24 protein-coding genes are annotated in these 20,556 nt (G+C 73.4%); 13 read left to right on the forward strand and 11 right to left on the reverse strand.

All coding sequences use genetic code 11. From position 1 onward, the window contains the following. The first annotated feature begins 2 nt into the window (after positions 1–2). Positions 3–1,328, forward strand: coding sequence for a glutamate-1-semialdehyde 2,1-aminomutase (locus D1J63_RS00670; protein ID WP_125635086.1), 1,326 nt, complete (start codon positions 3–5; stop codon positions 1,326–1,328). A 45-nt stretch (positions 1,329–1,373) separates the two neighbouring features. Here D1J63_RS00670 and D1J63_RS00675 read toward each other — a convergent pair whose 3' ends face one another. Beyond that, positions 1,374–2,183 (reverse strand): phosphatase PAP2 family protein, encoded by an 810-nt coding sequence (locus tag D1J63_RS00675; protein WP_241235494.1) that lies wholly within the window; start codon positions 2,181–2,183, stop codon positions 1,374–1,376. Positions 2,184–2,419: 236 nt separating this feature from the next. Between D1J63_RS00675 and D1J63_RS00680 the strand changes: the two genes are divergently transcribed. Further along, a complete protein-coding gene (locus D1J63_RS00680; RefSeq protein WP_102927729.1) occupies positions 2,420–2,854 on the forward strand; it encodes a VOC family protein in 435 nt (144 codons plus the stop codon). 17 nt (positions 2,855–2,871) lie between these two features. Here D1J63_RS00680 and D1J63_RS00685 read toward each other — a convergent pair whose 3' ends face one another. Then, positions 2,872–3,687, reverse strand: coding sequence for an SAM-dependent methyltransferase (locus tag D1J63_RS00685; protein WP_125627251.1), 816 nt, complete (start codon positions 3,685–3,687; stop codon positions 2,872–2,874). Between the two features lie 98 nt (positions 3,688–3,785). Here D1J63_RS00685 and D1J63_RS00690 point away from each other — a divergent pair, with 98 nt between their 5' ends. Genes D1J63_RS00690 through D1J63_RS00700 form a run of 3 tightly spaced genes read left to right on the forward strand, consistent with a single transcriptional unit; the run spans position 3,786 to position 6,270 of the window. Then, the gene (locus tag D1J63_RS00690) at positions 3,786–4,460 is read left to right on the forward strand and encodes a HEAT repeat domain-containing protein (protein ID WP_164712669.1); all 675 of its coding nucleotides are present in this window, start codon (positions 3,786–3,788) and stop codon (positions 4,458–4,460) included. 3 nt (positions 4,461–4,463) lie between these two features. Continuing rightward, complete coding sequence (locus D1J63_RS00695) at positions 4,464–5,552, forward strand: MerR family transcriptional regulator (protein ID WP_125627253.1); 1,089 nt, start codon at positions 4,464–4,466, stop codon at positions 5,550–5,552. Beyond that, the gene (locus D1J63_RS00700) at positions 5,524–6,270 is read left to right on the forward strand and encodes a class I SAM-dependent methyltransferase (protein WP_125627254.1); all 747 of its coding nucleotides are present in this window, start codon (positions 5,524–5,526) and stop codon (positions 6,268–6,270) included. Before D1J63_RS00695 ends, D1J63_RS00700 begins: the two co-directional genes overlap by 29 nt. 43 nt (positions 6,271–6,313) lie before the next feature. Here D1J63_RS00700 and D1J63_RS00705 read toward each other — a convergent pair whose 3' ends face one another. Then, complete coding sequence (locus D1J63_RS00705) at positions 6,314–7,405, reverse strand: NAD(+)/NADH kinase (RefSeq protein ID WP_125627255.1); 1,092 nt, start codon at positions 7,403–7,405, stop codon at positions 6,314–6,316. Between the two features lie 150 nt (positions 7,406–7,555). On the opposite strand from D1J63_RS00705, the gene D1J63_RS00710 reads away from it, so the two are divergent. Both D1J63_RS00710 and D1J63_RS00715 read left to right on the forward strand, forming a co-directional pair. After that, a complete protein-coding gene (locus D1J63_RS00710; protein WP_030183180.1) occupies positions 7,556–7,795 on the forward strand; it encodes a hypothetical protein in 240 nt (79 codons plus the stop codon). Beyond that, positions 7,795–8,178 (forward strand): hypothetical protein, encoded by a 384-nt coding sequence (locus D1J63_RS00715; protein ID WP_061440543.1) that lies wholly within the window; start codon positions 7,795–7,797, stop codon positions 8,176–8,178. Before D1J63_RS00710 ends, D1J63_RS00715 begins: the two co-directional genes overlap by 1 nt. Before the next feature lie 12 nt (positions 8,179–8,190). On the opposite strand, the gene D1J63_RS00720 is transcribed toward D1J63_RS00715, so the two are convergent. Next, a complete protein-coding gene (locus D1J63_RS00720; protein ID WP_125627256.1) occupies positions 8,191–8,793 on the reverse strand; it encodes a GPP34 family phosphoprotein in 603 nt (200 codons plus the stop codon). 40 nt (positions 8,794–8,833) lie between these two features. Beyond that, positions 8,834–9,730: an RNA polymerase sigma factor SigJ gene (gene sigJ, locus D1J63_RS00725; RefSeq protein WP_125627257.1), complete on the reverse strand. Its 897-nt coding sequence runs from the start codon at positions 9,728–9,730 to the stop codon at positions 8,834–8,836. Between the two features lie 100 nt (positions 9,731–9,830). Here sigJ and D1J63_RS00730 point away from each other — a divergent pair, with 100 nt between their 5' ends. Then, entirely contained in the window at positions 9,831–10,193 is a 363-nt protein-coding gene (locus D1J63_RS00730) for a hypothetical protein (protein WP_102928673.1), read from the forward strand. Positions 10,194–10,213: 20 nt separating this feature from the next. Here the strand turns inward: D1J63_RS00730 and D1J63_RS00735 are convergent, their stop codons facing one another. From D1J63_RS00735 to D1J63_RS00745, 3 genes are all read right to left on the reverse strand, one after another. Beyond that, positions 10,214–10,804: a DUF998 domain-containing protein gene (locus D1J63_RS00735; protein ID WP_102928674.1), complete on the reverse strand. Its 591-nt coding sequence runs from the start codon at positions 10,802–10,804 to the stop codon at positions 10,214–10,216. Between the two features lie 51 nt (positions 10,805–10,855). Beyond that, positions 10,856–11,602, reverse strand: a complete 747-nt coding sequence (locus tag D1J63_RS00740) for a DUF1838 domain-containing protein (RefSeq protein WP_125627258.1) — start codon at positions 11,600–11,602, stop codon at positions 10,856–10,858. A 102-nt stretch (positions 11,603–11,704) separates the two neighbouring features. Next, on the reverse strand, positions 11,705–13,927 hold the full coding sequence (locus D1J63_RS00745) for a bifunctional glycosyltransferase family 2 protein/CDP-glycerol:glycerophosphate glycerophosphotransferase (protein ID WP_125627259.1): 2,223 nt from the start codon (positions 13,925–13,927) through the stop codon (positions 11,705–11,707). A gap of 164 nt (positions 13,928–14,091) precedes the next feature. Here D1J63_RS00745 and D1J63_RS00750 point away from each other — a divergent pair, with 164 nt between their 5' ends. Then, on the forward strand, positions 14,092–14,745 hold the full coding sequence (locus D1J63_RS00750) for a dihydrofolate reductase family protein (protein WP_164712670.1): 654 nt from the start codon (positions 14,092–14,094) through the stop codon (positions 14,743–14,745). A gap of 84 nt (positions 14,746–14,829) precedes the next feature. Beyond that, positions 14,830–15,819, forward strand: coding sequence for an NAD(P)-dependent alcohol dehydrogenase (locus tag D1J63_RS00755; RefSeq protein ID WP_125627260.1), 990 nt, complete (start codon positions 14,830–14,832; stop codon positions 15,817–15,819). Positions 15,820–15,857: 38 nt separating this feature from the next. On the opposite strand, the gene D1J63_RS00760 is transcribed toward D1J63_RS00755, so the two are convergent. The 3 genes from D1J63_RS00760 to D1J63_RS00770 are packed head-to-tail and all read right to left on the reverse strand — an operon-like array spanning position 15,858 to position 18,622. Beyond that, the gene (locus tag D1J63_RS00760) at positions 15,858–16,874 is read right to left on the reverse strand and encodes a homoserine dehydrogenase (RefSeq protein ID WP_125627261.1); all 1,017 of its coding nucleotides are present in this window, start codon (positions 16,872–16,874) and stop codon (positions 15,858–15,860) included. Positions 16,875–16,889: 15 nt separating this feature from the next. Then, positions 16,890–17,642, reverse strand: coding sequence for a cupin domain-containing protein (locus D1J63_RS00765; RefSeq protein WP_125627262.1), 753 nt, complete (start codon positions 17,640–17,642; stop codon positions 16,890–16,892). Next, the gene (locus D1J63_RS00770) at positions 17,636–18,622 is read right to left on the reverse strand and encodes a PmoA family protein (RefSeq protein WP_125627263.1); all 987 of its coding nucleotides are present in this window, start codon (positions 18,620–18,622) and stop codon (positions 17,636–17,638) included. Before D1J63_RS00770 ends, D1J63_RS00765 begins: the two co-directional genes overlap by 7 nt. Before the next feature lie 227 nt (positions 18,623–18,849). On the opposite strand from D1J63_RS00770, the gene D1J63_RS00775 reads away from it, so the two are divergent. The 3 genes from D1J63_RS00775 (at position 18,850) to D1J63_RS00785 (ending at position 20,555) form a co-directional block, all read left to right on the forward strand. Continuing rightward, complete coding sequence (locus D1J63_RS00775; protein ID WP_102928589.1) at positions 18,850–19,080, forward strand: hypothetical protein; 231 nt, start codon at positions 18,850–18,852, stop codon at positions 19,078–19,080. Between the two features lie 82 nt (positions 19,081–19,162). Continuing rightward, on the forward strand, positions 19,163–19,999 hold the full coding sequence (locus D1J63_RS00780; protein ID WP_125627264.1) for an alpha/beta hydrolase: 837 nt from the start codon (positions 19,163–19,165) through the stop codon (positions 19,997–19,999). Between the two features lie 22 nt (positions 20,000–20,021). After that, on the forward strand, positions 20,022–20,555 hold the full coding sequence (locus D1J63_RS00785; RefSeq protein ID WP_102928587.1) for a TetR/AcrR family transcriptional regulator: 534 nt from the start codon (positions 20,022–20,024) through the stop codon (positions 20,553–20,555). The last annotated feature ends 1 nt before the right edge of the window (position 20,556 follow it).

Below are 20,556 nucleotides of genomic sequence, written 5' to 3' on the forward strand. Positions count from 1 at the left end.
GAGTGAACGCGGAAGAGCCGGGTCTGCCCCGGTCGCGGCAGGCGAACGAGCGGCTGCACGCCCTGGTGCCCGGGGGCGCCCACACCTACGCCAAGGGCGACGACCAGTACCCGGAGAACCTGGCCCCGGTGATCAGCCACGGCAGCGGTGCCCACGTGTGGGACGTCGACGGCAACCGGTACATCGAGTACGGCTCCGGCCTGCGGTCGGTCAGCCTCGGGCACGCCCATCCCCGGGTGACGGAGGCCGTGCGGCGCCAGCTCGACCGGGGAAGCAACTTCGTCCGGCCGTCCGTCGTGGAGGTCGAGGCCGCGGAGCGCTTCCTGGCGACGGTGCCGACCGCCGAGATGGTGAAGTTCGCGAAGAACGGCTCCGACGCCACCACCGCCGCGGTGCGCCTGGCCCGGGCGGCCACCGGGCGGTCCCGGGTGGCCGTCTGCGCCGACCATCCGTTCTTCTCCGTCGACGACTGGTTCATCGGCACCACGCCGATGTCCGCCGGTGTTCCGGCGGCGACCGACGAGCTGACCCTGGCGTTCCCCTACGGGGACCTGGCCGCCACGGAGGAACTGCTCGTCCGGTACCGGGACGAGGTGGCCTGCCTGATCCTCGAGCCGGCCACGCACACGGAGCCGCCGCCCGGGTACCTCGCCGGGCTGCGCGCTCTGGCCGACCGGCACGGCTGCGTACTCGTCTTCGACGAGATGATCACCGGGTTCCGCTGGTCGGAGGCGGGCGCCCAGGGTCTGTACGGCGTCGTCCCCGACCTCTCCACGTTCGGCAAGGCGCTGGGCAACGGGTTCGCCGTGTCCGCGCTGGCCGGGCGCCGCGAGCTGATGGAGCGGGGCGGGCTGCGTCACCCGGGCGAGCGGGTCTTCCTGCTGTCCACCACGCACGGTGCGGAGACGCACGCGCTGGCGGCCGCGATGGCGGTGCAGGCCACGTACGTCGAGGAGGGCGTCACCGCGCGACTGCACGCCCTCGGGGAGCGGCTGGCGGCCGGTGTCCGCGAGGCGGCGGCCGGCATGGGCGTGGGCGACCACGTCGTCGTCCGGGGCCGGGCCAGCAACCTGGTCTTCGCCACCCTCGACGAGAACCGGCGGCCGTCGCAGGAGTACCGCACCCTGTTCCTGCGCCGGCTCCTCGCGGGCGGGGTGCTGGCCCCGTCGTTCGTGGTGAGCGGGGCGCTCAGCGAGGCGGACGTCGATCGGACGGTCGACGTCGTGGCACAGGCGTGCGCGGTGTACCGGAAGGCACTGGACGCCGCCGATCCGACACCCTGGATGGGCGGGCGCGCGGTGAAGCCGGTGTTCCGCCGCCTGGCGTGACGTGAGGTGCACGGCGACGGAGGGACGACACCGTCTGTCGGGGCGTCAGCGGCACGGCCGGCGTCCGGCGTCGGCCCTCCGGTCGCCCTGCCGCTCATCCGTTCGTTCAGCCGGTCGTTCAGCCGTCCGGTCGGCCGTCCGGTCGGCCCCGTGGCCGGTCGTCCGGGCGGTGCTCCGGTCGGTCAGCCGGTCGGCCGTCCGGTCGACCAGCCACGCGGTGACCGGCAGCACCGCCATCGCGGTGCACCAGCCCCCGAGGGTGTCGGTCGCGTAGTGCGAACCAAGGGCGACCTGCGCCCACCCCATCACCGCGCCGGCCACCAACCCTGCCACGAACACCAACGGCACACCCGCCGCCCTGCCGAGGCCGGACCGGCCGGTCGCGAGCAGCGACAGCATGAGGGCGAGGGCGGTGAGGAAGGCGGTGTGCCCGCTCGGGTAGGACAGGTTGTCGCCGTGGATGGTGCGTCCCACCACCGGTTTGAGCAGGGTCGTCGTTGCCACGGTCAGGCCGGAGCCGGTCACGAGGAACACCGCCGCGCGCGGGTCCCGAAGCAGCAGGCAGCCCGTCACCAGGACCGCGACCAGGAGCACGGCTCCCACGGGCTCCCCCAGGAAGTCCGTGACCACGGCGACGTGCCGCCACGGCGGGCCCACCCCGTCCACCGCCGCCCAGATCCGGGCGTCGGTCGCGCTCGGCCCGCTCTCGCCGGCGTACCGGGCTCCGAAGACGACGACCACCAGCGCGGCGAGGAGGGCGAGCGGGCCGAACCAGACGCGCAGCGGGGGCGGCAGCACCGCGGACGTCGACCGGCCGGTCGCGCGCCCCCCACCCCGGGGGGACCTGCCGTACACTCCCACGTTCTCGTCCACTCCCCCGCGTCGCCCGGCTCGCGGGCGGTTCCCACCGATCATCCTCGGGTCGAGGCCACCGTAGTCGTTCCCGCGGACCTGATAACAGCCGATTCGGGCCATTGGAGAAAGGGTGCCGTGAATTGTTCGGCGGTGTCCCGGAACTCCCCTCGTCCTCGGGGCCGCGGGGCGCCGAAAAGGGTCGTCGGCCAACGCAACGTCCCTGCTAGGGTGCGCGGATGTCGTCGATCAAGCAGGTCCAGATCACCTTCGACTGTGCGTCGCCCGAGCGCGTCGGCCGCTTCTGGTGCGAGGTGTTGGGGTACGTCGCGGCGTCGCCGCCGGAAGGGTTCGCCACGTGGGACGATTACAACGGCTCCCTGCCCGCTGAGGACCGGGACGCGTGGTTCGGGTGCAGTGATCCCTCCGGAGTCGGCCCGCGCCTGTACTTCCAGCGCGTTCCCGAGGGGAAGGTCGCCAAGAACCGGGTCCATCTCGACGTGCGGGCCGGCACCGGACTGGTGGGGGACGAACGCCTCGCCACGCTCGAGGCCGAGTGCGCGCGGCTGGTCGCGCTCGGCGCGGTCAAGCAGCGGGTACTGCCCGCCGACGAGGAGAACGAGTCCTGCATCGTGATGCAGGACGTCGAGGGCAACGAGTTCTGCCTCGACTGACCATCGCCCTCGCGGGGTCAGGGCTTGCGGGCCATCCCGGCGGCGATGAGACGCTCCCACACGGTCAACTCCCGCTGCCCACCGTTCCAGGGAGCGCCGGCCTCCTCGGAACGCCACAGGGGCGCCGGCACTATCCCGGGCTCCAGGATGTCCAGACCCTCCAGCAGGGCCTCGATCTCCGCGTCGGTCCGCCACCGGCCGCGGCCGAACGTCGCCTGGAGGACCTTCTCGGCCTCCGCCGTCTCCGGGTTGTTCCCGGAACGGAAGTGGCTGACGAAGAAGCAGCTCCCGGACGGCACCCGGTCGCGCCAGTAGCGGACGATCCCGGCGGGGTCCTCGTCGTCGTTGACGTGGTGCAGGATGGCGCTGAACATGACGGCGACGGGGCGGTCGAAGTCGATCAGTTCCCGGGTGTCCGGGTGGTTCCTGATCCCCTCGGGATCGCGCACGTCGACGGGCACGACCCGGGTCCGGTCGTTCTCCTCCAGCAACGCCCGGCCGTGGACGAGCACCTGGGGGTCGGTGTCGACGTACACCACGCGGGCGTCCGGCACCCGCCGCTGCGCGACCTGGTGGACGTTGTCGGCGGTGGGCAGGCCGCTGCCCAGGTCGATGAACTGCCGCACCCCGGTCGTCGTGACGATCTCCGTCACCGCCCGGGTCAACGCCGCGCGGTTGGCGAAGGCGATCGCCACCGAACCGGGAAGGTCCCGTTTGAACACGTCGCCGATCTCCCGGTCCACGGCGTAGTTGTCCTTGCCGCCGAGCAGGTAGTCGTAGACACGGGCGATGCTGGGCCTGGTGCTGTCGATCGCGGAACTCTCTCCCGTCATGGCACCCATCTTCTCCCCCCGGGCGCCACCCCGACCACCACTTCTTTGACCTTGACACGGTGACAAGGTCTTCACTGGCCGCCGAGGAGGTGGTCCCGATGACCATGACGAGACAGGGCGGGGACCCGGTGCGGGCGATCCGGGGTCTGGAGGACGGGCATGCGTCCGTACGGCTGCGGGCGGCCCTGGCCGTCGGCTCGGCGCCGGACCCGGGCTTCGTGGACAAGCTCGTCGAGCGGTCCGCGATCGAGCCGGAGTTCTTCGTCCGCGACATGCTGACCTGGGCGCTCACCCGTCATCCGGTGTCCATGACGCTTCCCCTGCTGGTCCGCGAGGTGCGCTCGCAGCGCCCGCAGGCCCGGAGCCAGGCCCTGCACACCCTGTCCAAGATCGGGGACCGGCGGGCGTGGCCGGCGATCACACCGGCGGTGCTGTCCGACGCGGACGACGAGGTGGCGCGCAGTGCCTGGCGGGCCGCGGTCGTGCTCGTCCCCGACGGGGAGGAGGCCGCCCTGGCCGCGGCGCTGGTGACACAACTGGGGCGCGGTGACCGGGAGACGCAGCTGAGTCTGAGCCGGGCACTGGTCGCGCTGGGCGAGGCGGCGACGGCGGTGGTGCTGGAGGAAGCGGCGAGCGCGCCGGCCCCATCCGTGCGGGCCCACGCCCTCGCCACGCAACGGCTGTTGCGGGACCCCGACACCGGGTTCGAAGCGGCGATCGAGGAGGCGAAGCGCGCCGTGGCTCTCGGCGGGGCGCCCGACGGGGGACGATAGAACGTGTTGATCGGTGAGGTGGCGCGACGGTCCGGGGTCAGTGCCCGCATGCTCAGGCACTACGAGTCGCTCGGCCTGGTACGGCCCTCGGGCCGTACGGGCTCGGGCTACCGGGAGTACTCCCAGGACGACATCCGGCGCATCTTCCACATCGAGAGCCTGCGCTCGCTCGGGCTGTCGCTGCGCGAGATCGGCCGCGCGCTCGACGAGCCCGGCTTCGCGCCCTCGGCACTCGTCGACGACCTCGTCCGGCGGACCCGTGAACGCATCGCGGCCGAAACCGAGTTGCTCACCCGGCTGCGCCGGATCGACGCCGCGGGCCCGGCCGGCTGGGAGGACGTCCTCCAGGTCGTCGCGCTTCTCCAGGCGTTGGGTTCGAAGAGCGCGGACACCCGTCAGCGCGCGGCCCTGTCCTCGGCCCATGAGGCCGCGGTGCCGATGGAGGCCTTGGTGGAGGCGGTGCTGAGCGAGGCGGACCACAACGTCGCCGGAGCTCTCAGGTGGGCGCTGGCACGAGCGGGCGACGACCCCGCGCCACTGCTGGCGGAGGGTCTCGCGTCACCGGTGGCGGCGGTGCGGGAGCGTGCCGTCAAGGCCCTCGCCGAGCTGCCCGGCGGTGAGGCCGGCGCACGGCTGCGGCACGCGCTCGACAGCCCGGACGCCGCGGTGCGCGGACACGCCGCGCTGGCGCTGGGGACGCGTGGGGTGGGCGAGGCCGTCCCGACGCTGATCGACATGGTCGTGGAGGGGAGGAACGACACCGACGCGGCCGACGCGCTGAGCGTCCTGGCGGCCGACACCGCGACGGCGGACCGGATCGCGAAGGGGCTCGTCGGCCGCCTCGCCCACGACACCACCCAGGCGCCCGCGCGGGGCCGGCTGACCCAGGCGCTGGCGGGCATCCCCGGTGCGAGGGCGTCCGGTGCCCTGGTGGAGCTGACCGAGGACGAGGACCGTGCGGTCGCGCTGACCGCGACGTATCTGCTGCGGCTGCGCGCCGTCGGTGACGCCCCGGCCGAAAGGCCTTCGACAGGGTCCCGCGCGCCCGGCACAATCGCCGACCGTGACGAGCAGCGAACTGTGGACCCGTGAGACCGCCGACCGCTACGACGCCGAGGAGGCCGAGACCGGAATGGCCTCCGCCGCCGTCCTCGGACCGACCCTCGACTTCCTCACCGAACTGGCCGGAGACGGCCGGGCGCTGGAGTTCGCCATCGGAACCGGCCGCGTGGGCGTCCCGCTGCGGGAGCGCGGTGTGCCGGTGGTGGGCATCGAGCTCTCCGCACACATGGCGGCGGTGCTGCGCCGGAAGACCGACGAGGAGACCCTGCCGGTGTCCCTCGGGGACATGGCCACGACCGTCGTCCCCGGCGAGTTCGCCCTGGTCTACCTCGTCTACAACACCATCACCAACCTGCTCACCCAGGACGAGCAGGTCGAGTGCTTCCGCAACGCGGCACGTCATCTGAGCCCCGGCGGCCGCTTCGTCATCGAGCTGGGCGTGCCGCCGCTGCGGTTCCTGCCGCCGGGACAGGTCGCGGTGCCGTTCGACGTCTCGGAGCGGCATCTGGGCTTCGACACCTTCGACCTGGTCGAACAGGTCCTCGTCTCGAATCACTTCACCCGCGACCCGGACGACGGCACCTACCGTCGCGCCAACTCCCGGCACCGGTACGCCTGGCCGGCCGAGCTCGACCTGATGGCGCGGATCGCCGGCCTCGAACTGGAGCGTCGCGTCGGGGACTGGGACGGGACCCCGTTCACCCAGGACTCCCCGAAGCACGTCTCGGTGTGGCGCAAGCCCGCCTGACGCGAGGCGGGCTCCGTCGTACGGCGGAGCCCGCACGTGCTCTTCACGGCCGTTCTCGAAGCGGACCGGCGGAGCCGCCCTCGGCCGGGGGTGCGGGCATCGCCAGATGTGCCAGGTCTCCGGGCGGGGGTGTGCTGACGGGCCACAGGGGGGCGGGCGTGCCGTCGGCGACCGCGGCCGGGGCGTCGGTCAGCCGCATGCGCTCGCGCAGCCGGCCGTAGAAGTCCATGGGGCCCAGCCGCACCGCTCGCAGCCGGCGGGGAGCGGCGTACACGCCGAGCCAGTCGCCCGGATCCAGTACGCCCCGCAGCTGCCCGTCGACGCTCACGGCGGCCCGTCCCGACCGTTCGAGGATCCGCAGTCCGACGGGCTCGTCGGGGGCGGTGACCACCGAGCGGTCGAACGTCATGTGCGGGGCCACCGCCGTGAAGACGAGCGCTTCCGCGCGGGGCGAGACGACCGGGCCGCCCGCGGCGAAACTGTAGGCGGTGGAGCCGGTCGGCGTGGCCACGAGCAGCGCGTCGGCGGAGTAGGAGGCGAGCAGCCGGCCGGCGACGTAGACGCCGACGGAGATCTGCCGGTCCCGCGACAGCTTTTCGAGGACCACGTCGTTGAGGGCCGTGACGTGCAGCGCGATCCCCCACTCGTTCCCGCTCTCGCAGTCGGTACGCACGCGTGGGGGTGGCAGCAACGGTCCTCGCCCGTACCGCAGGAGCGCCTCCATCTCGGCCGGGATCTCCAGCATCCGGGAGGCACGCAGCGTGAGCAGCATGCGGGTCTCCGGCTCCAGGTGACCGCCCCGGACGGCGTCGAGCGCGGAGCGCACCGCCGGGGCGGGGACCTCGGTCAGGAATCCGACGCGGCCCAGGTCCACGCCGAGGATCAGGGCGTCGTTCTCCGCCGCCAGCCGTGCGCCGCGCAGGAAGGTGCCGTCGCCGCCCAGGGTGACGACGAGGTCCGGGTCGCCCGCCGCGGCCACCTCCTCGCGGGCGCTGCGCCGGCCCTCGCCGCTCCACACGTCGATGTCCGTGCAGACCACGGCGTTCTCGTCGCACCATTCCCGGACCTGCCGTGCCGCCAGTGCGGCGCCTTCGCGGCCTCCGTGGACCACGAGTCCGACCCGTTCGACCGTCACCACTGCCTCCCTGCTTCCGGGCGGCGCCCCTGGAACCGCGATCGACGAAATGTTCGCCGACCGTCGTGGCGGTGCGGGCATCGACATGCCGGGCGGTCCTCCCCCGTCCGGTGAGTCGCGCATCAGGTACCGAGTAGGTACCATGCCGGTATGCCATCACTCAACGTGACCTTCACCGAGGAAGAAATGGAAGGCGTGCGCGCGGCCGCCGCGGCCGAGGGCAAGAGCCTCAAGCAGTACATGCACGACCTCGGTGTGCGCGAGATGCAGCGCAAGCGGTTCGTCGCCGGCGCCGCCTCGTGGGCGGACCGGCTGCGCGCCGAGTTCGACGAGGCCTTCCCGGACGAGATCCCGCCGTCCCAGCGCGGCGAGGGAGTCAGCGCCGCCTGATGAGCGAGCCCTTGTACATCGATGTCCCGTGGCTCCTGGACGTCCAGGACGCCGCTCTCGACGACGAGGACGTGTCGGTCACGGACTACTCGGCGCTCGTCGCGGCGGTGGCCCGGCACAAGACCCGCATGCCGACCCTGGCCGCTTCCAACCCGGACAGCGCCTGGCGGGCGGCCGCCCTGCTGCACACCATCGTGCGCCTCGAACCGCTCCCCCACCGCAACAGCCTCTTCGCGGCCTTCGTCACCGGTCAGTACATGGACCAGTCCGGTGAGGGGATCGATCCGCCCTACGGGGCCCTGTCCGACCTGATCAGGAAGGTCCGCGAGACGCGGCTGAGCATCTACGACGTCGCCGAGTCGCTCCGTTCCTGGCGCATCTGACCCGCGCGGCCGTCACATCCCCCGCCAGATGTTGTCGAACGCCGCCTCCTCGATGCTGCGACGCTGCCGGGTGGCGGCCAGCTCCACCACGGCGTCGTGCACGGCGGCGAGCACGGTCGCGATCCCGTCGTCCTCCGGGTCAGCCACCCGGTCGGCCGCCTCGTGCCGGATGCCCACCGCGGCCGCGAGACCCACCAGCACCGGATCGCCGCCCGACCAGCGGTCGGTGGCACGCCGACGGGCCGAGGCGTCGGCCGGGACCGGCCGGTCGGCGGTCCGGCGCGTGTTCCACCGCGAGCGTCTGCGGCCACCGTCGTCCGCGCCCGCCGCGCCGAGGTACCGCGCCGCCAGGCCGTCTCCCCGGCGCCACAGCCAGTCCGCCACGGACTCGGGCGGCTCCCGACCGATCAGGTCCGCCGCCGTGTCGAGGAGCGCGTCCCCGGACCGCGTCGGCGACACGAGTCGCAGGAGGGGGCCGTCCAGCGCGACCGTCCCCGCCTCCAGCAGGTCGATCAGTTCGGCCCCGGCCAGGGCCAGCGACAGGTCGCCACGCTCGACCGGGTAGTCGGAGGGGACCTCGAGAGAGACGATCGTGAGATCGTGCGCTGTGGTCATGGCGGATGCTCCCCGTCTGCCGCGTCGGCTGCGCTCCGGTTCAGCCTACCCAGGGCCGCAGCTTCTCGGGGTTGCGGACCGCCCAGATCCGGGTGACGCGGCCTTCGGCGACCTCGAACGCGGCGACGGTCGCCACGGCGCCGGCGTGGCGGGCCACGAGGCCCGGTGTTCCGTTGACGGACCGCTCCACGAGCTCCAGCCCCGGGGTCCTCTCGGCCATGGCGGCCATGTACTGGGCGATGCGCGTACCGCCCTCGATCGGGCGCGGGGCGGCACCGGCCCTGCCCCCGCCGTCGGCGGTCATGACGGCGGCCGGGTCGAGGAGGTCGACCAGGGCCGCGATGTCCCTGGTCTCCCACGCCTCCTTGACCTGCCGCACCACGTCGGCCCGCACGGCCGCCGCCGTCGCCGGAGCCCGCGCGGCACGCACCCGGCGCCGGGCCGATGCCGCGAGCTGCTTGCAGGCCGCGGGGCTCCGCCGGAGGATTCCGGCGATCTCGGCGAACGGGTAGCGGAAGACGTCGTGCAGTACGAAGGCCACCCGCTCGGCGGGGGTCATCGACTCCAGGACGACGAGGAAGGCCATGGACACCGATTCGTCCAGCACCATCTGGTCGGCCGGATCGGCGCCGGGGCCGTGCTCCCGCTCGGCGCGGTCGGGGAGCGGATCGGGCAGCCACGCGCCGACGTAGCGCTCGCGCCGGGCCCGCGCCGAGCCGAGCACGTCCAGGCAGACGCGGCCGGTCACGGTCGTCAGCCAGGCGCCCGGGGACACGATCTCGGCCTGCCGGCCCGGGGGCAGCGCGTACCAGCGCGCGTACGCCTCCTGCACGGCGTCCTCGGCCTCGGCCAGCGAACCGAGCAACCGGTAGGCGACGTTGATCAGTTGACGCCGTTCAGCGACCGTCGCGTCGGTGCCCGTCCCAGCCGTGCCCATGCCCGACCGCCCCCCGCCTTACCTTTCGCCGGCCCGTGTCGTCGGGCTGGTGAGAGCCTATCGATCTACTGCCCCCCGGGGCGGAAAAGAGGACCGCGCCATGGCAACCCAGGTGACGGCGCAGCGCCGATTCTCGTTCCTGCGGGTCGCGATAGCCCTGCAGACGCTGACCATCTTCCTCCAGGCGGTCTCCGCCGGACTGCTGCTGACCGCGTCCTACGGAGAGACGCTGCACAGTGCGGGGGCGCGGGTGATGTACGGGGCCTCGATGCTGTACGTGCTCGCGGCGGTACTCGCGTGGAAGCCCGGCGGTGGCCCGCTCACGCCCGTGTGGCACGCCACCGGCTTCCTCGTCCTCGCCTCGGCCCAGGTGGTGCTGGGCATCGCGCACGTTCCGTCGGTCCATCTTCCCCTGGGCGTGCTGATGTTCGGGCTGAGTGTGCTGGCGCTGGTGCGTCGCTGAGCGTTTCGGTGAACCGGGGATCAGCTCTGCTGCCGGGCGTGGCGGAGGCAGGAGGCGGCCACCACGAAGGGCCACACCGACTGGAAGGACGTGACGACGCGTTCGGCGACGCCGGCGTCGCCGTGCCGCCGCATCTCGATCAGGAACCACACGCCGCCGGCCGCCATCAGGGACGTCGCCGCGATCGAGGGTGCCAGGCGCAGTGCCCAGGGGCCGGCCGGTCCGCCGTTGACGGCCAGCACCGGCCACACCGCCAGGAGCGTGAACCCGACCACCACCACGGCTCCGTGGCGCAGGGAGCCCCCGCTGCTGGGCGCGGGAAGCGCCACCAGGACGAGGGCGGCGAGTCCGCCGCCGCCCAGCGCGACGCGTCCGGCGGTGGCGGCCGCGCGCAGTCCCCAGGCGGTCAGCAGATGGCAGACGCCCAGGGCCAGGAAGCCGGCCGTCATCACCCAGAACCCGGCGGCTCCGTAGGAGCCCAGGGTGCTGATCGTCTGGGTGACGGGGTCGTAGGAGGATCCCTCGAACCGCGCCGCGCCGGCCCAGCCCGCGATCAGCAGGACGGGCGCGCATCCCGACGAGAGCAGGACCCATCTGGGGACAAATCGCATCGGGCAACCATAAACCGTCCGGGTCGGGCGAGCCCTCGACCGGGCGACGGTTCACGCGGGCGGGTCGAGCCTGCGGAAGTACGTCCAGCTGGTCTCGTTCGGCTCGCTCCACTTCCGCGGGGCCCGCGCGAACTCCGGGTGGTGCTCGGCGATGTGGGCCCGGGTCCGCTCGGGGACCTCGGTGTACGCGGCGAGCTTGCGGCCCCGGCAGTGGTAGGCGAGGCCGCCCGGTCGCCCGCCGCGGGCCATCCACGGCACCCACGGGGACATCCGGGTCCACGACATGGTGGCCGGCACGCCGGGGGCCGGACCGGCGAGGTCCGCGCGGTGGGCGAAGAACTGGAAGAGCTCCAGGGCCCGGTAGGTGTCACCGGCCGAGTGCTCGGGGTACTGGGCGACCGGCAGGGGCGAGGGGTAGGCGAGCGGGATCTCCAGGCTGAAGCAGACCTGCCCGCCGAGGTCGGTCGTCGGCACCGGGAAGGGGCGCCACTTCTGGTTCGCCGGGTCGTTCCAGACGTGCACCACCGGCAGGTCCCGCCAGGTCTCCAGGATCTCGCCGGTGACCGGGTCGAGGTAGAAGGCGGCCTCGCGGCTGAGCAGCCGGTAGGAGCCCGGGCCGTCCTCGGCGTCGTGGACCAGGCGGGCGACGTTGACGCCCTCGAAGCCGAAGAGGCGCTCGTAGGGTTCGTCGGGTGCCCAGGAGTACACGCTTCCGGACCACCAGTACGTGACGTCCTCTCCGTCGAGGGAGGCCCGGGTACGGGCGAGGGCGCGGAGCGACTGCTCGGGTGTCGTCATGGGCACCACTGTGCGCGGCGCCCGCCCGCGCCGGGCGGGAAACGCCGCGCCCGCCCCGGAAACGGCCGGAAGCGGTCCTTCCGGGGCGTGACGCGGTTCCGGTCAGCCGAGGGCCGGTGCCGGCGCCGGGGTGCGCCGGGCCAGCGGGACCGTCGCCGGCCCGGCCTCCTGCCCGAGGAAGAAGCGGCGCACCACGCGCTCCGCGGCGTGCCCGTCGTCGTACTGGCAGAAGCGTTCGCGGAAGGCGGCGCGCAGCGTGGCGGCCTCGGTCCCGCGCCAACGGCCGCTGCGGAAGGTGTCGATGAGCTCGTCCTCGGTGGTGGCGACGGCGCCCGGTGTGTCGCCGGGGCGGCCGGAGAGGAGGTCGAAGGTGACGCCGCGGACCTGGGAGTAGATCTCCCAGTCGTCGGCGTATATGACGATGGGCCGGTCGAGGTTGGCGTAGTCGAAGGTGATGGACGAGTAGTCGGCGACGAGCGCGTCCGCCGCCAGGCAGAGGTCCTCGACACTGGGGTGGCGGGAGACGTCGATGACGGCGCCCCGGGCGGCGAGGTCGCTCAGCTCCGGGTTCAGGTCGTAGAAGTAGTGGGTGCGCACCAGCAGCACGAAGTCGTCGCCCAGCGCCCTGGCCAGGCGGGCCAGGTCGAAGGAGGGCGTCCAGCCGGGCCGGTAGTCGCGGTGGGTCGGCGCGTACAGCAGGGCGGTCCTGCCCGGGGCTATGCCGAGCCGGGCGCGGATGGCGGCGATGTCCTCGGCGCCGGTGCCGTAGTAGCGGTCGTTGCGGGGGTAGCCCGCCTCGAGGGACTCGTAGGAGCCGGGGTAGGCGCGCTCCCACTGCTTGGTGGAGTGCTGGTTGGAGGAGACGCTGACGTCCCACCGGTCCACCCGGTCGAGGAGGCGCGCGAAGTCCATGCCCCGGGCGGCCGCGGGATAGGCCTGCTGGTCCAGGCCCATGCGCTTGAGCGGGGTCCCGTGGTGGGTCTGCAGGTGGATCTGCCCGGGACGCTTGACGATGTGGTCGGGGAAGTTGACGTTGTTCACGAAGTACCGTGCGCGGGCCATGACTTCCCAGTAGCGGCGTGAGTCGCGCACCACGTAGTCGATGCCTTCGGGTACCCGGCCGGCCAGTTCCTTGCGCACCACCCAGACGCCGTGCACGTCGGGGACGAGTTCCTTGGCCTTGTCGTGGACGGCGAGCGGGTTGCAGGCCGGCAGCCGGTCCCAGTACGAGGTGTACACGGCGAGGCGGGGGTCCGTGGGGCGTCGGCGCTGGAGGGTGTACAGGCCCGCGTACGCGCGCCTGCCGGCCTGGGTCTTGGCCTTGAGGACCTTCTTCGGCCCGGCCGTCTTGGCCCGGGCCGCGAACTGGGTGGCCCGGTAGGCGCGGTAGAGCCGTTTGGCCACGGCCCGCATGTACACGCCGGTGGGTCCGTCGGGCATCGTGAAGCCGTCCGGGACGTGCGCCGCGTAGAAGTCCGCGGTGCGGTCGAAGAACTCCTTGCGGTCGGCGACCCGCACCCGCTCGGGGCGCTTGAGCGCGAACAGCATGTGGAACACGGCCCGTTCGAACAGCATGGGCGTGGCCCAGGCCAGCTCGGGACGCTCCGCGAGGAACGCGAACAGCCCCTCGTACTGTTCGAAGATGTCGAAGTGCTTGCGCCCCGGCGTCTTCGTGATCGCGCCCTGACGGCGCTGGCGGTACTCGACACCGACCCTGTTCAGACAGCCGATGCGCTCGGCCGTGACCATCGCCATGTGGGTGACCGGCGCGTCCTCGTACAGACCCGGGGCGTACTGGAAGCCGTGCTCCAGGAAGAACTCGCGGCGGAAGGCCTTGTTCCAGGCCACCAGGAACAGTTCCACGTACTCGGGCCGGTCCTTGAGCCGGAAGACGTCGGTGCCCGCCTTCTCGAACAGGCCCGCGGTCTGGCTGCGGCCGCCCGTCCCCCACCAGTAGGTGCGCACGTGGTCGAAGACGAGGATGTCCAGCTCCCCGACGGCGTCGAGCCGGCCGGCCAGCGCCTCCAGCAGGCCGGGGGTGTAGGAGTCGTCGCTGTCGAGGAACAGGACGTAGTCGCCCCGGGCGTGCTGGAGCCCGGTGTTGCGCGCCCGGCCCAGGCCGACGTTCTCCGGCAGGTGCACGGCCTTGACGCGGGCGTCACGGGCGGCGTACTCGTCGATGATCGCGCCGCAGGAGTCCGGTGAGCAGTCGTCCACGGCGATCACCTCGATGTCCCGGTACGACTGCCCGAGCACCGAGTCCAGGCACTCGCGAAGGTAGCCCTGCACCTTGAACACGGGAATGACGATGCTGAACCGAGGCATGCGGACAACTCCAGGTGAAGCGTGGATTGAGCGAGGCTGAACAGGGAGACTCGCGAAGCTTGTGAAACGTTGTACGCGCACTGTGAATGTCTGGGGAGAGCCGGAACCGGTATGTGGCCCACCACGTGGCGATGAATTCGGGCGGCGAATCCGGTCGACCCTGCATGACTCACATCATCGCGGACATCTCGATCTCCCTCGACGGCTACGTCACCGGGCCCGACCCCGGCCCGGGCAACGGTCTGGGCACCGGCGGCGAGGCCCTGCACACCTGGGCCTTCTCCGACGACCCCGAGGAACGTCGGATCGTGCGTGAGACGACCGCCCGCTCGGGCGCCGTCGTCCTCGGCCGCCGGCTCTTCGACCTCGTCGACGGCCCGGGCGGCTGGGACGACACCGTCGGCTACGGCGCCGCGGAGGTCGGCAGGCCCGCGTTCGTCGTCGTGACGGGCTCGAAGCCGGAGTCGGTCCGGCTCACCGGCCTCGACTGGACGTTCGTCACGACCGGCCTGCCCGACGCGCTCGCCGTCGCGCGGGACCGTGCCGAGGCGGCCTCGGCGGATCGCGGCGAGGACCTCGACGTCGTCCTGATGGGCGGCAGCGCCCTGATCGGCTCGGCTCTCGACGCCGGGCTGGTCGACGTGCTGTCGCTGCACCTCGCACCCGTCGTACTGGGCTCCGGAACACCGCTGTTCACCGGCGGCACGCCGCGCACACTGGTCCGGCGGAGCGCGAACCCGACGCCGAACGCCACCCATCTCGCCTATGCCGTCCACCCCGGCGCGAGCGGGTGGAGCCCGGCCCGGTTCGGCCATTGACGGGGGTGGGCCCGGCCCCTACGGTGCCCTCACCGCGCGACCCGCGATCGGTCCCGGGGTCCCCGAGGGGATGGTGGCAGGGCGATGAAGGCAGTGGTCCAGGAGCGGTTCGGCCCGCCGGACAGCCTGCGGCTGCGGGAGATCGACCGGCCCGCCACCGGGGCCGGCCGGGTGCTGGTGCGCGTGCACGCGGCCGCGGTCAACCCCTACGACTGGCACATGCTGCGGGGAGACCCGTACGCGGCGCGACTGACGGGCGGCATGGGGCTCACCCGGCCCAAGCACCGGGTGGCCGGGATCGACGCGGCCGGGGTGGTGGAGCGGGTCGGCGCGGGCGTGCGGGAATTCCGCCCCGGCGATCCGGTCCTGGGCTTCTGCCCGGGGGCCTTCGCCGAGTACGCGGCCACCACCGCGGCGCTGCTGGTGCCCAGGCCCGCGGGGCTGACCTTCGAGCAGGCCGCGGCGCTGCCGATGGGCGCGGTGACCGCCCTGCGCGGCATCCGCACCGTGGGCCGGGTGCGGGCCGGGCAGCGGGTGCTGGTCAACGGGGCGGGCGGCGGGGTGGGCACCTTCGCCGTCCAGATCGCGGCGGTCCTGGACGCGGAGGTCACCGCGGTGTGCGGCGCCCGCAACACCGCTCTGGTGCGTTCACTGGGTGCCGCCCACGTCCTCGACCACGCGCGTGCGGATTTCACCGACGGACGCGAGCGCTACGACGTCGTCCTGGACCTGGTGGGCAACCACCCGCTGGGGCGGCTGCGCCGGGTGCTGACCCCGGCGGGCGCGCTGGTGGCGGCCGGCGGCGGCGCTCCGGGCCGCGTGTTCGGGGCGATCGGCGCCATGGCGAAGGTGGCGGCGGTCAACGCGGTCACCCGGCACCGGCTGCGCCCGATCCTCCCGGCGACCCCGGACGGGCCGGCCCACGAGGACCTGCTCGCCGTCACCGCGCTCGTCGACGCCGGGCAGCTGACGCCCGTGATCGGCCGGACCTTCGCGCTGGCCGGCACCGCGGAGGCGGTACGGCACGTCGAAGAGGGGCACGCCCGCGGCAAGACCGTGATCACCGTGCCGTGAGCGTCCCGCACGTCGAGTCGGCGCCGAACCGGGGCGCTTCAGCAAAAGCCGGTACGCGGGGCCGTGACCTCGACGGTGTCCTTCACCAGGGCCAGCGCCGCTCCCTCCGGGCTCGACCGTCCGCCGCTCACGGTCACGTCCCCCGCGTCGGGACAGCCGAAGACCACGGCCTTCTCCGGCCCGGTCAGCGCGTACAGCGGATCGCCCGGCCCCGTCTCCTCCAGCCGTACGCGCACGACGCCGGGCTCGTCCGCCGCCGCCTCGGCGACCGCGCGCAGCCGGCGGGACCGGGAAGCCGCGTCCCGGGCCCGGCCCGCGGTGGTCCCGTCGACCGGCTGGGCCCGCACCCGCGCCTCGGAGGGGTCCCAGCCCCAGGCCAGCGCGGCCAGCAGCCGCACCTTGGTGGCGGCGTCCTCGCCCGACAGGTCCGCCGAGGGATCCGCCTCCGCGATGCCCCGGAGCCGCGCGGCGCGGATCGCGTCGTCCAGCGTCCCGCCTTCGGCGAGGCGGTCGAGGACGAAGGTGGCGGTGCCGTTGGGGCAGGCGCGGATCGTCCGGCAGTCCAGGCCGCGCAGTGAGGTGCGGGCGAGGTCGCCCGCCGGGAGGGCCGCACCGGTGGCACCGGAGATCCTGATCGTGCTGCCGCCCGCTCGCGCGGCCTCGTCCAGTTGCCGCCAGTGCGTGAGCAGGTGGCTCTTGGTGGCGGTCACCACGTGGATGCCGCGGCGCAGTGCGGTCACGGCCTCCTCGGCCGCGCGCGGGCGCAGTTCGGGCGAGGACGGTACGGCCTGGACGAACACGTGCGCGCCGGTGCGGTCGAGGGTCTCGCCCAGCGGCTCCGTGGGGCCCCAGTCCGGGCGCGGGGGCACCGACCCGTCGGCGGCGGGCCGGCACTGGGCCGCGCTCGCGCGTACGGCGGCCACCCGGGGCCTTACGCCGTAACGGTGTTGGAGCGCGGCGCCGTCCCGGGCCAACCGGTCGGCGAACGCGCGCCCCACCGGGCCGTACCCGGCGAGGACCACGGGGGTCCGAGTCTCTTCAGTGCCTGCACCCATGGACCCGGGATCCTCTCACATCGCCGGTGGTCGCAGCCCGGGATAGACGGCCAGCCTGCCGCACATGCCGAAGCGTCCGTTGGCCGCGGGACCGGTCGCGAAGACCCGGGCGGCGGTCAGGTGCGCCTCGTCCCTGCCGCGCAGTGCGTCGAGTTGGGCCCGGGTCGCCTCCGCCGCGGCGTGCGCGCCCTCGCGCCATTGCCTCTCCCACGCGTCCAGTCGTGGCCGCACCAGATCGGCCGCGGCCCGCTGGAACGCCCTCAGCGGCTCGGGATCGCCGTTCTCGGTGGCCTCGCGGAGTTCGAGGAAACGCCGGGTGGCCAGGTCGCGGCGGATGCGCACGGCCTCGGCCTGTTCGGCTTCGGGGCTGTCGGCGGGGACGCGGATCGCGTCGGCGTACGTGCCGGGGTCGGCGAGCAGGTCCGGGGGCAGGGTGAGGACGGCGTCGCCCGCCTCGGGCAGGCCGCGGTTCTGCATGACGACGGTGATCTCCAGGCCCTCGTCGTCCCCGCCGTTGACGAGGCGGTGGATGGTGCCGGGGGTGAACCAGGCGACCGTGCCCGGCTCCAGGGGCGTCTCCTCGAAGCCCGAGGTGGTGAGGGTCTGCACCGCTCCCCGGCCCGCCGTGACGACGTAGCCCTCGCCGCACGTCAGGTGGAGGTGCGGGGTGCCGCCGCCGGGCAGTCCGTCGACGGTCGGCCAGTCGTACACGGTCAGACGGGACACGCCCACCGCGGCGGGGAAGCCGTCGTAGGCCCGGCTCACCACCCGAGGCCCGCGAGGTGCGCGGCGACCCGGGCACGGTCCCAGGCGCCGTCGGCGACGACCACGCGGTAGGTCCGGGCGAGGGTTTCGCCGGGCGGCAGGACCAGTTCCTCGTGGAAGGCCCAGGAGGGTGCGACGGCGGCGAAGGGGTCGCTGCGCACGAACCAGTGCGCCGGGTGGGCGCCCTTCTTGCCCAAGTGGTCGTTGGCGGGGGCGTGTTCGAAGACGAGCGTGGCGTGCCCGTCCCGTCCGTCGTGCTCGCCGACGTAGGCCAGCCAGGGGGACTGGGAGCCCATCGGGTCGCCGTCGGAGGGCACGGAGGACGTCCCGCTGCTGCCGGACCCCTCGGACCCGGCGGCGTCGGCGGAACCGGGCGGCTCCGCCGTGAGGACCCGGCCGCCGCGGAAGGCGCGCGGGCCGCGCCAGAACAGCCCGGTGTATCCGGCGGCGGGGCGTCCGTGGGTGGTCGGGCTGCCGAACCGCAGTGGTTCGGCACGCCGGTTGGTCACCGCGGACGTCCAGGTGAGCGTCCAGCTGCCGGTGTCCGGGTCGACGTCGCCCGCCTCGATGCGGCGCTCCTCCTCGGCCCACAGGTCGCCGCCGTGCGGGTGCCAGGTCAGCTTCTCGGCGATGACGGCCCGGGCCCCCTCGACGCCGACCTCCTCGAAGGCCACGTGGGCCATCGAGCCGACGCGCTCCGGCAACGCGAGGTAGCCCTCGCCGTGGACGTAGGTGTTGCCGCCCCACAGGTTCTGTCCGGAGAGGTGGGAGGCGGTCAGCTGCAGGCCCTTGTGCCAGCGGTGGTCGTTGGGCCGGTAGTCCGTGACGAGTGCGCCGGACAGGGTCCGGACCGGGTGGAGGTACGGCTTGGGCGCCTCCCAGTCGGCTTCGGGGCGGTACACGTAGGAGAACAACTCCGTTCCGGTCGCCCGGTGGGCCACGGTGACGCGGTCGCCGTCGACATGGGTGAGCGAGAGCGTCATGCGTGGACCTCTTCCTCGTAGCAACCGCTTACTGTCCTGGCGTTCCCACGTTCTAACCGGCCCGCGTCCACCCGGTCAAGCCCCTCGCGACCGGGGCGCGCCTCCGGGCCCGCGACACCACCGGACCGTATGGGCAGCGACGGGGGCAACGACGAGTGCCCTCGTCAGGAGCACTCCCGCTCGACGGGACACCGGAGCGATCACGGTGTCGCCCTAGGTTTTCGACCATGGAAATCCCGAGACGACTCATCGAACTCAGGCGTGCCGTCGAGGCCGCCGACAACCGCTACCGCAGCAACAGGGGCGAGAACGCCACGGTCGCCCTGGCGGTCTGGTCCGACGCCACCGCCGCCCTCGCCCGGGGCATCGCCGCCTACGCCGAGGAGACCGGCATGCCGCACCGCGAGGTGGAGTCGGCCGTACGGCGTGCGGCGGGGCGGCACACTCCCGCCGACTGAGTGCCGCGGGCGAGGTGTTGACAGCCGTGGCTAACGTCAGTAGCTTTTAGTTAATGACGTTAGCCAGACTGGGGAGTCGGACATGACCGAGTACCTTGCCGTCGACGGCGGCACGATCGCGTACGAGGTGACGGGCTCGGGACCGCTGATCGTTCTCGCGCACGGCATGGGGGACAGCCGCGCCGCCTACCGCGCCGTGATTCCGCGGCTGGTGGCAGCCGGTCACCGGGTCGCCGCGGTGGATCTGCGCGGCTGCGGCGAGTCCGGGGCCGACTGGCCGGAGTGGAGCCGCACCGCCATCGCGGGCGACCTGCTCGCCCTGATCCGTCACCTGGGGGGTCCGGCCGTCCTGATCGGCCACTCGGTCTCGGGCGGTGCCGCCACCATCGCCGCGGCACGGGAACCCTCGCTGATCACCTCGGTCGTCGAGCTGGCGCCGTTCACCCGCAAGCAGTCGGTGCGCCTCGGGGACCTGCGGGTCAGGCGGTTCCGGCAGGGCATGCTGCGGCTGCTCGGCACGGGCCTGTTCGGCAGTCTGCCGCTGTGGCGCTCGTACCTCGACGTGGCGTACCCGGGCGTCAGGCCGGCCGACTGGTCCGAACGGCTCGGCCGCATCGAGTCCCTGCTGCGCGAGCCGGGCCGGATGAAGGCCATGCAGGGCATGGGCCGCAGCGCGCCCACCGACGCCGGCGCACAGCTCGGCAACGTGCGCTGCCCCGTGCTGGTCGTGATGGGCACGCTCGACCCGGACTGGGCCGACCCGCACGCGGAGGGTGCCGCGGTCGTCGAGGCCCTGCCGTCCGGCCTCGGCCGCCTGGAGATGATCGAGGGCGCCGGTCACTACCCGCACGACCAGTTCCCCGACCAGGTGGTCTCGCTCGTGCTGGCCTTCCTCCGCTCGGACGCCGCCCGTGCCTAGGGCGGGGCTGGACCCGGCGGCCGTGGTCGCGGCGGGTGCCGCGCTGGCCGACGAAGTGGGCTTCGCCCGCCTCACGATGGGGCTGCTGGCCGAGCGGGTCGGGGTGCGCACCCCCTCCCTGTACAAGCACGTCGGCGGACAGGACGACCTCAACCGGCGGATCGCCGCCCTCGCCCTCAACGAGGCCGCCGACGCCGTCGGTGACGCGGTCCGGGGATACGCGGGCCGTGACGCGCTGGCGGCCGCGGCGCGCGCCTTCCGCGCCTTCGTCCTGGCGCATCCCGGCCGGTACGCCGCGACGATCGGCCAGGAACCGTCGGGACCGGAGGACCCGCTGGCCACCGCCGGGCAGCGGCTGCTCGGCGCGTTCACCGCGGTCCTGCGCGGCTACGACATCCCCGAACACGACGTGAACCACGCCCTGCGCCTGCTCCGCAGCCTCTTCCACGGCTTCGCCACGCTGCAGGCGGCGGACGGCTTCCAGTGGAGCACCGACGTCGACGAGAGCTTCGAGTGGCTCATCGCCTTCGCGGACCGGGGCCTGCGCACCTTGTGAC

It is taken from the genome of Streptomyces sp. KPB2, from assembly GCF_003950055.1.
GTDB lineage: Bacteria > Actinomycetota > Actinomycetes > Streptomycetales > Streptomycetaceae > Streptomyces > Streptomyces salinarius.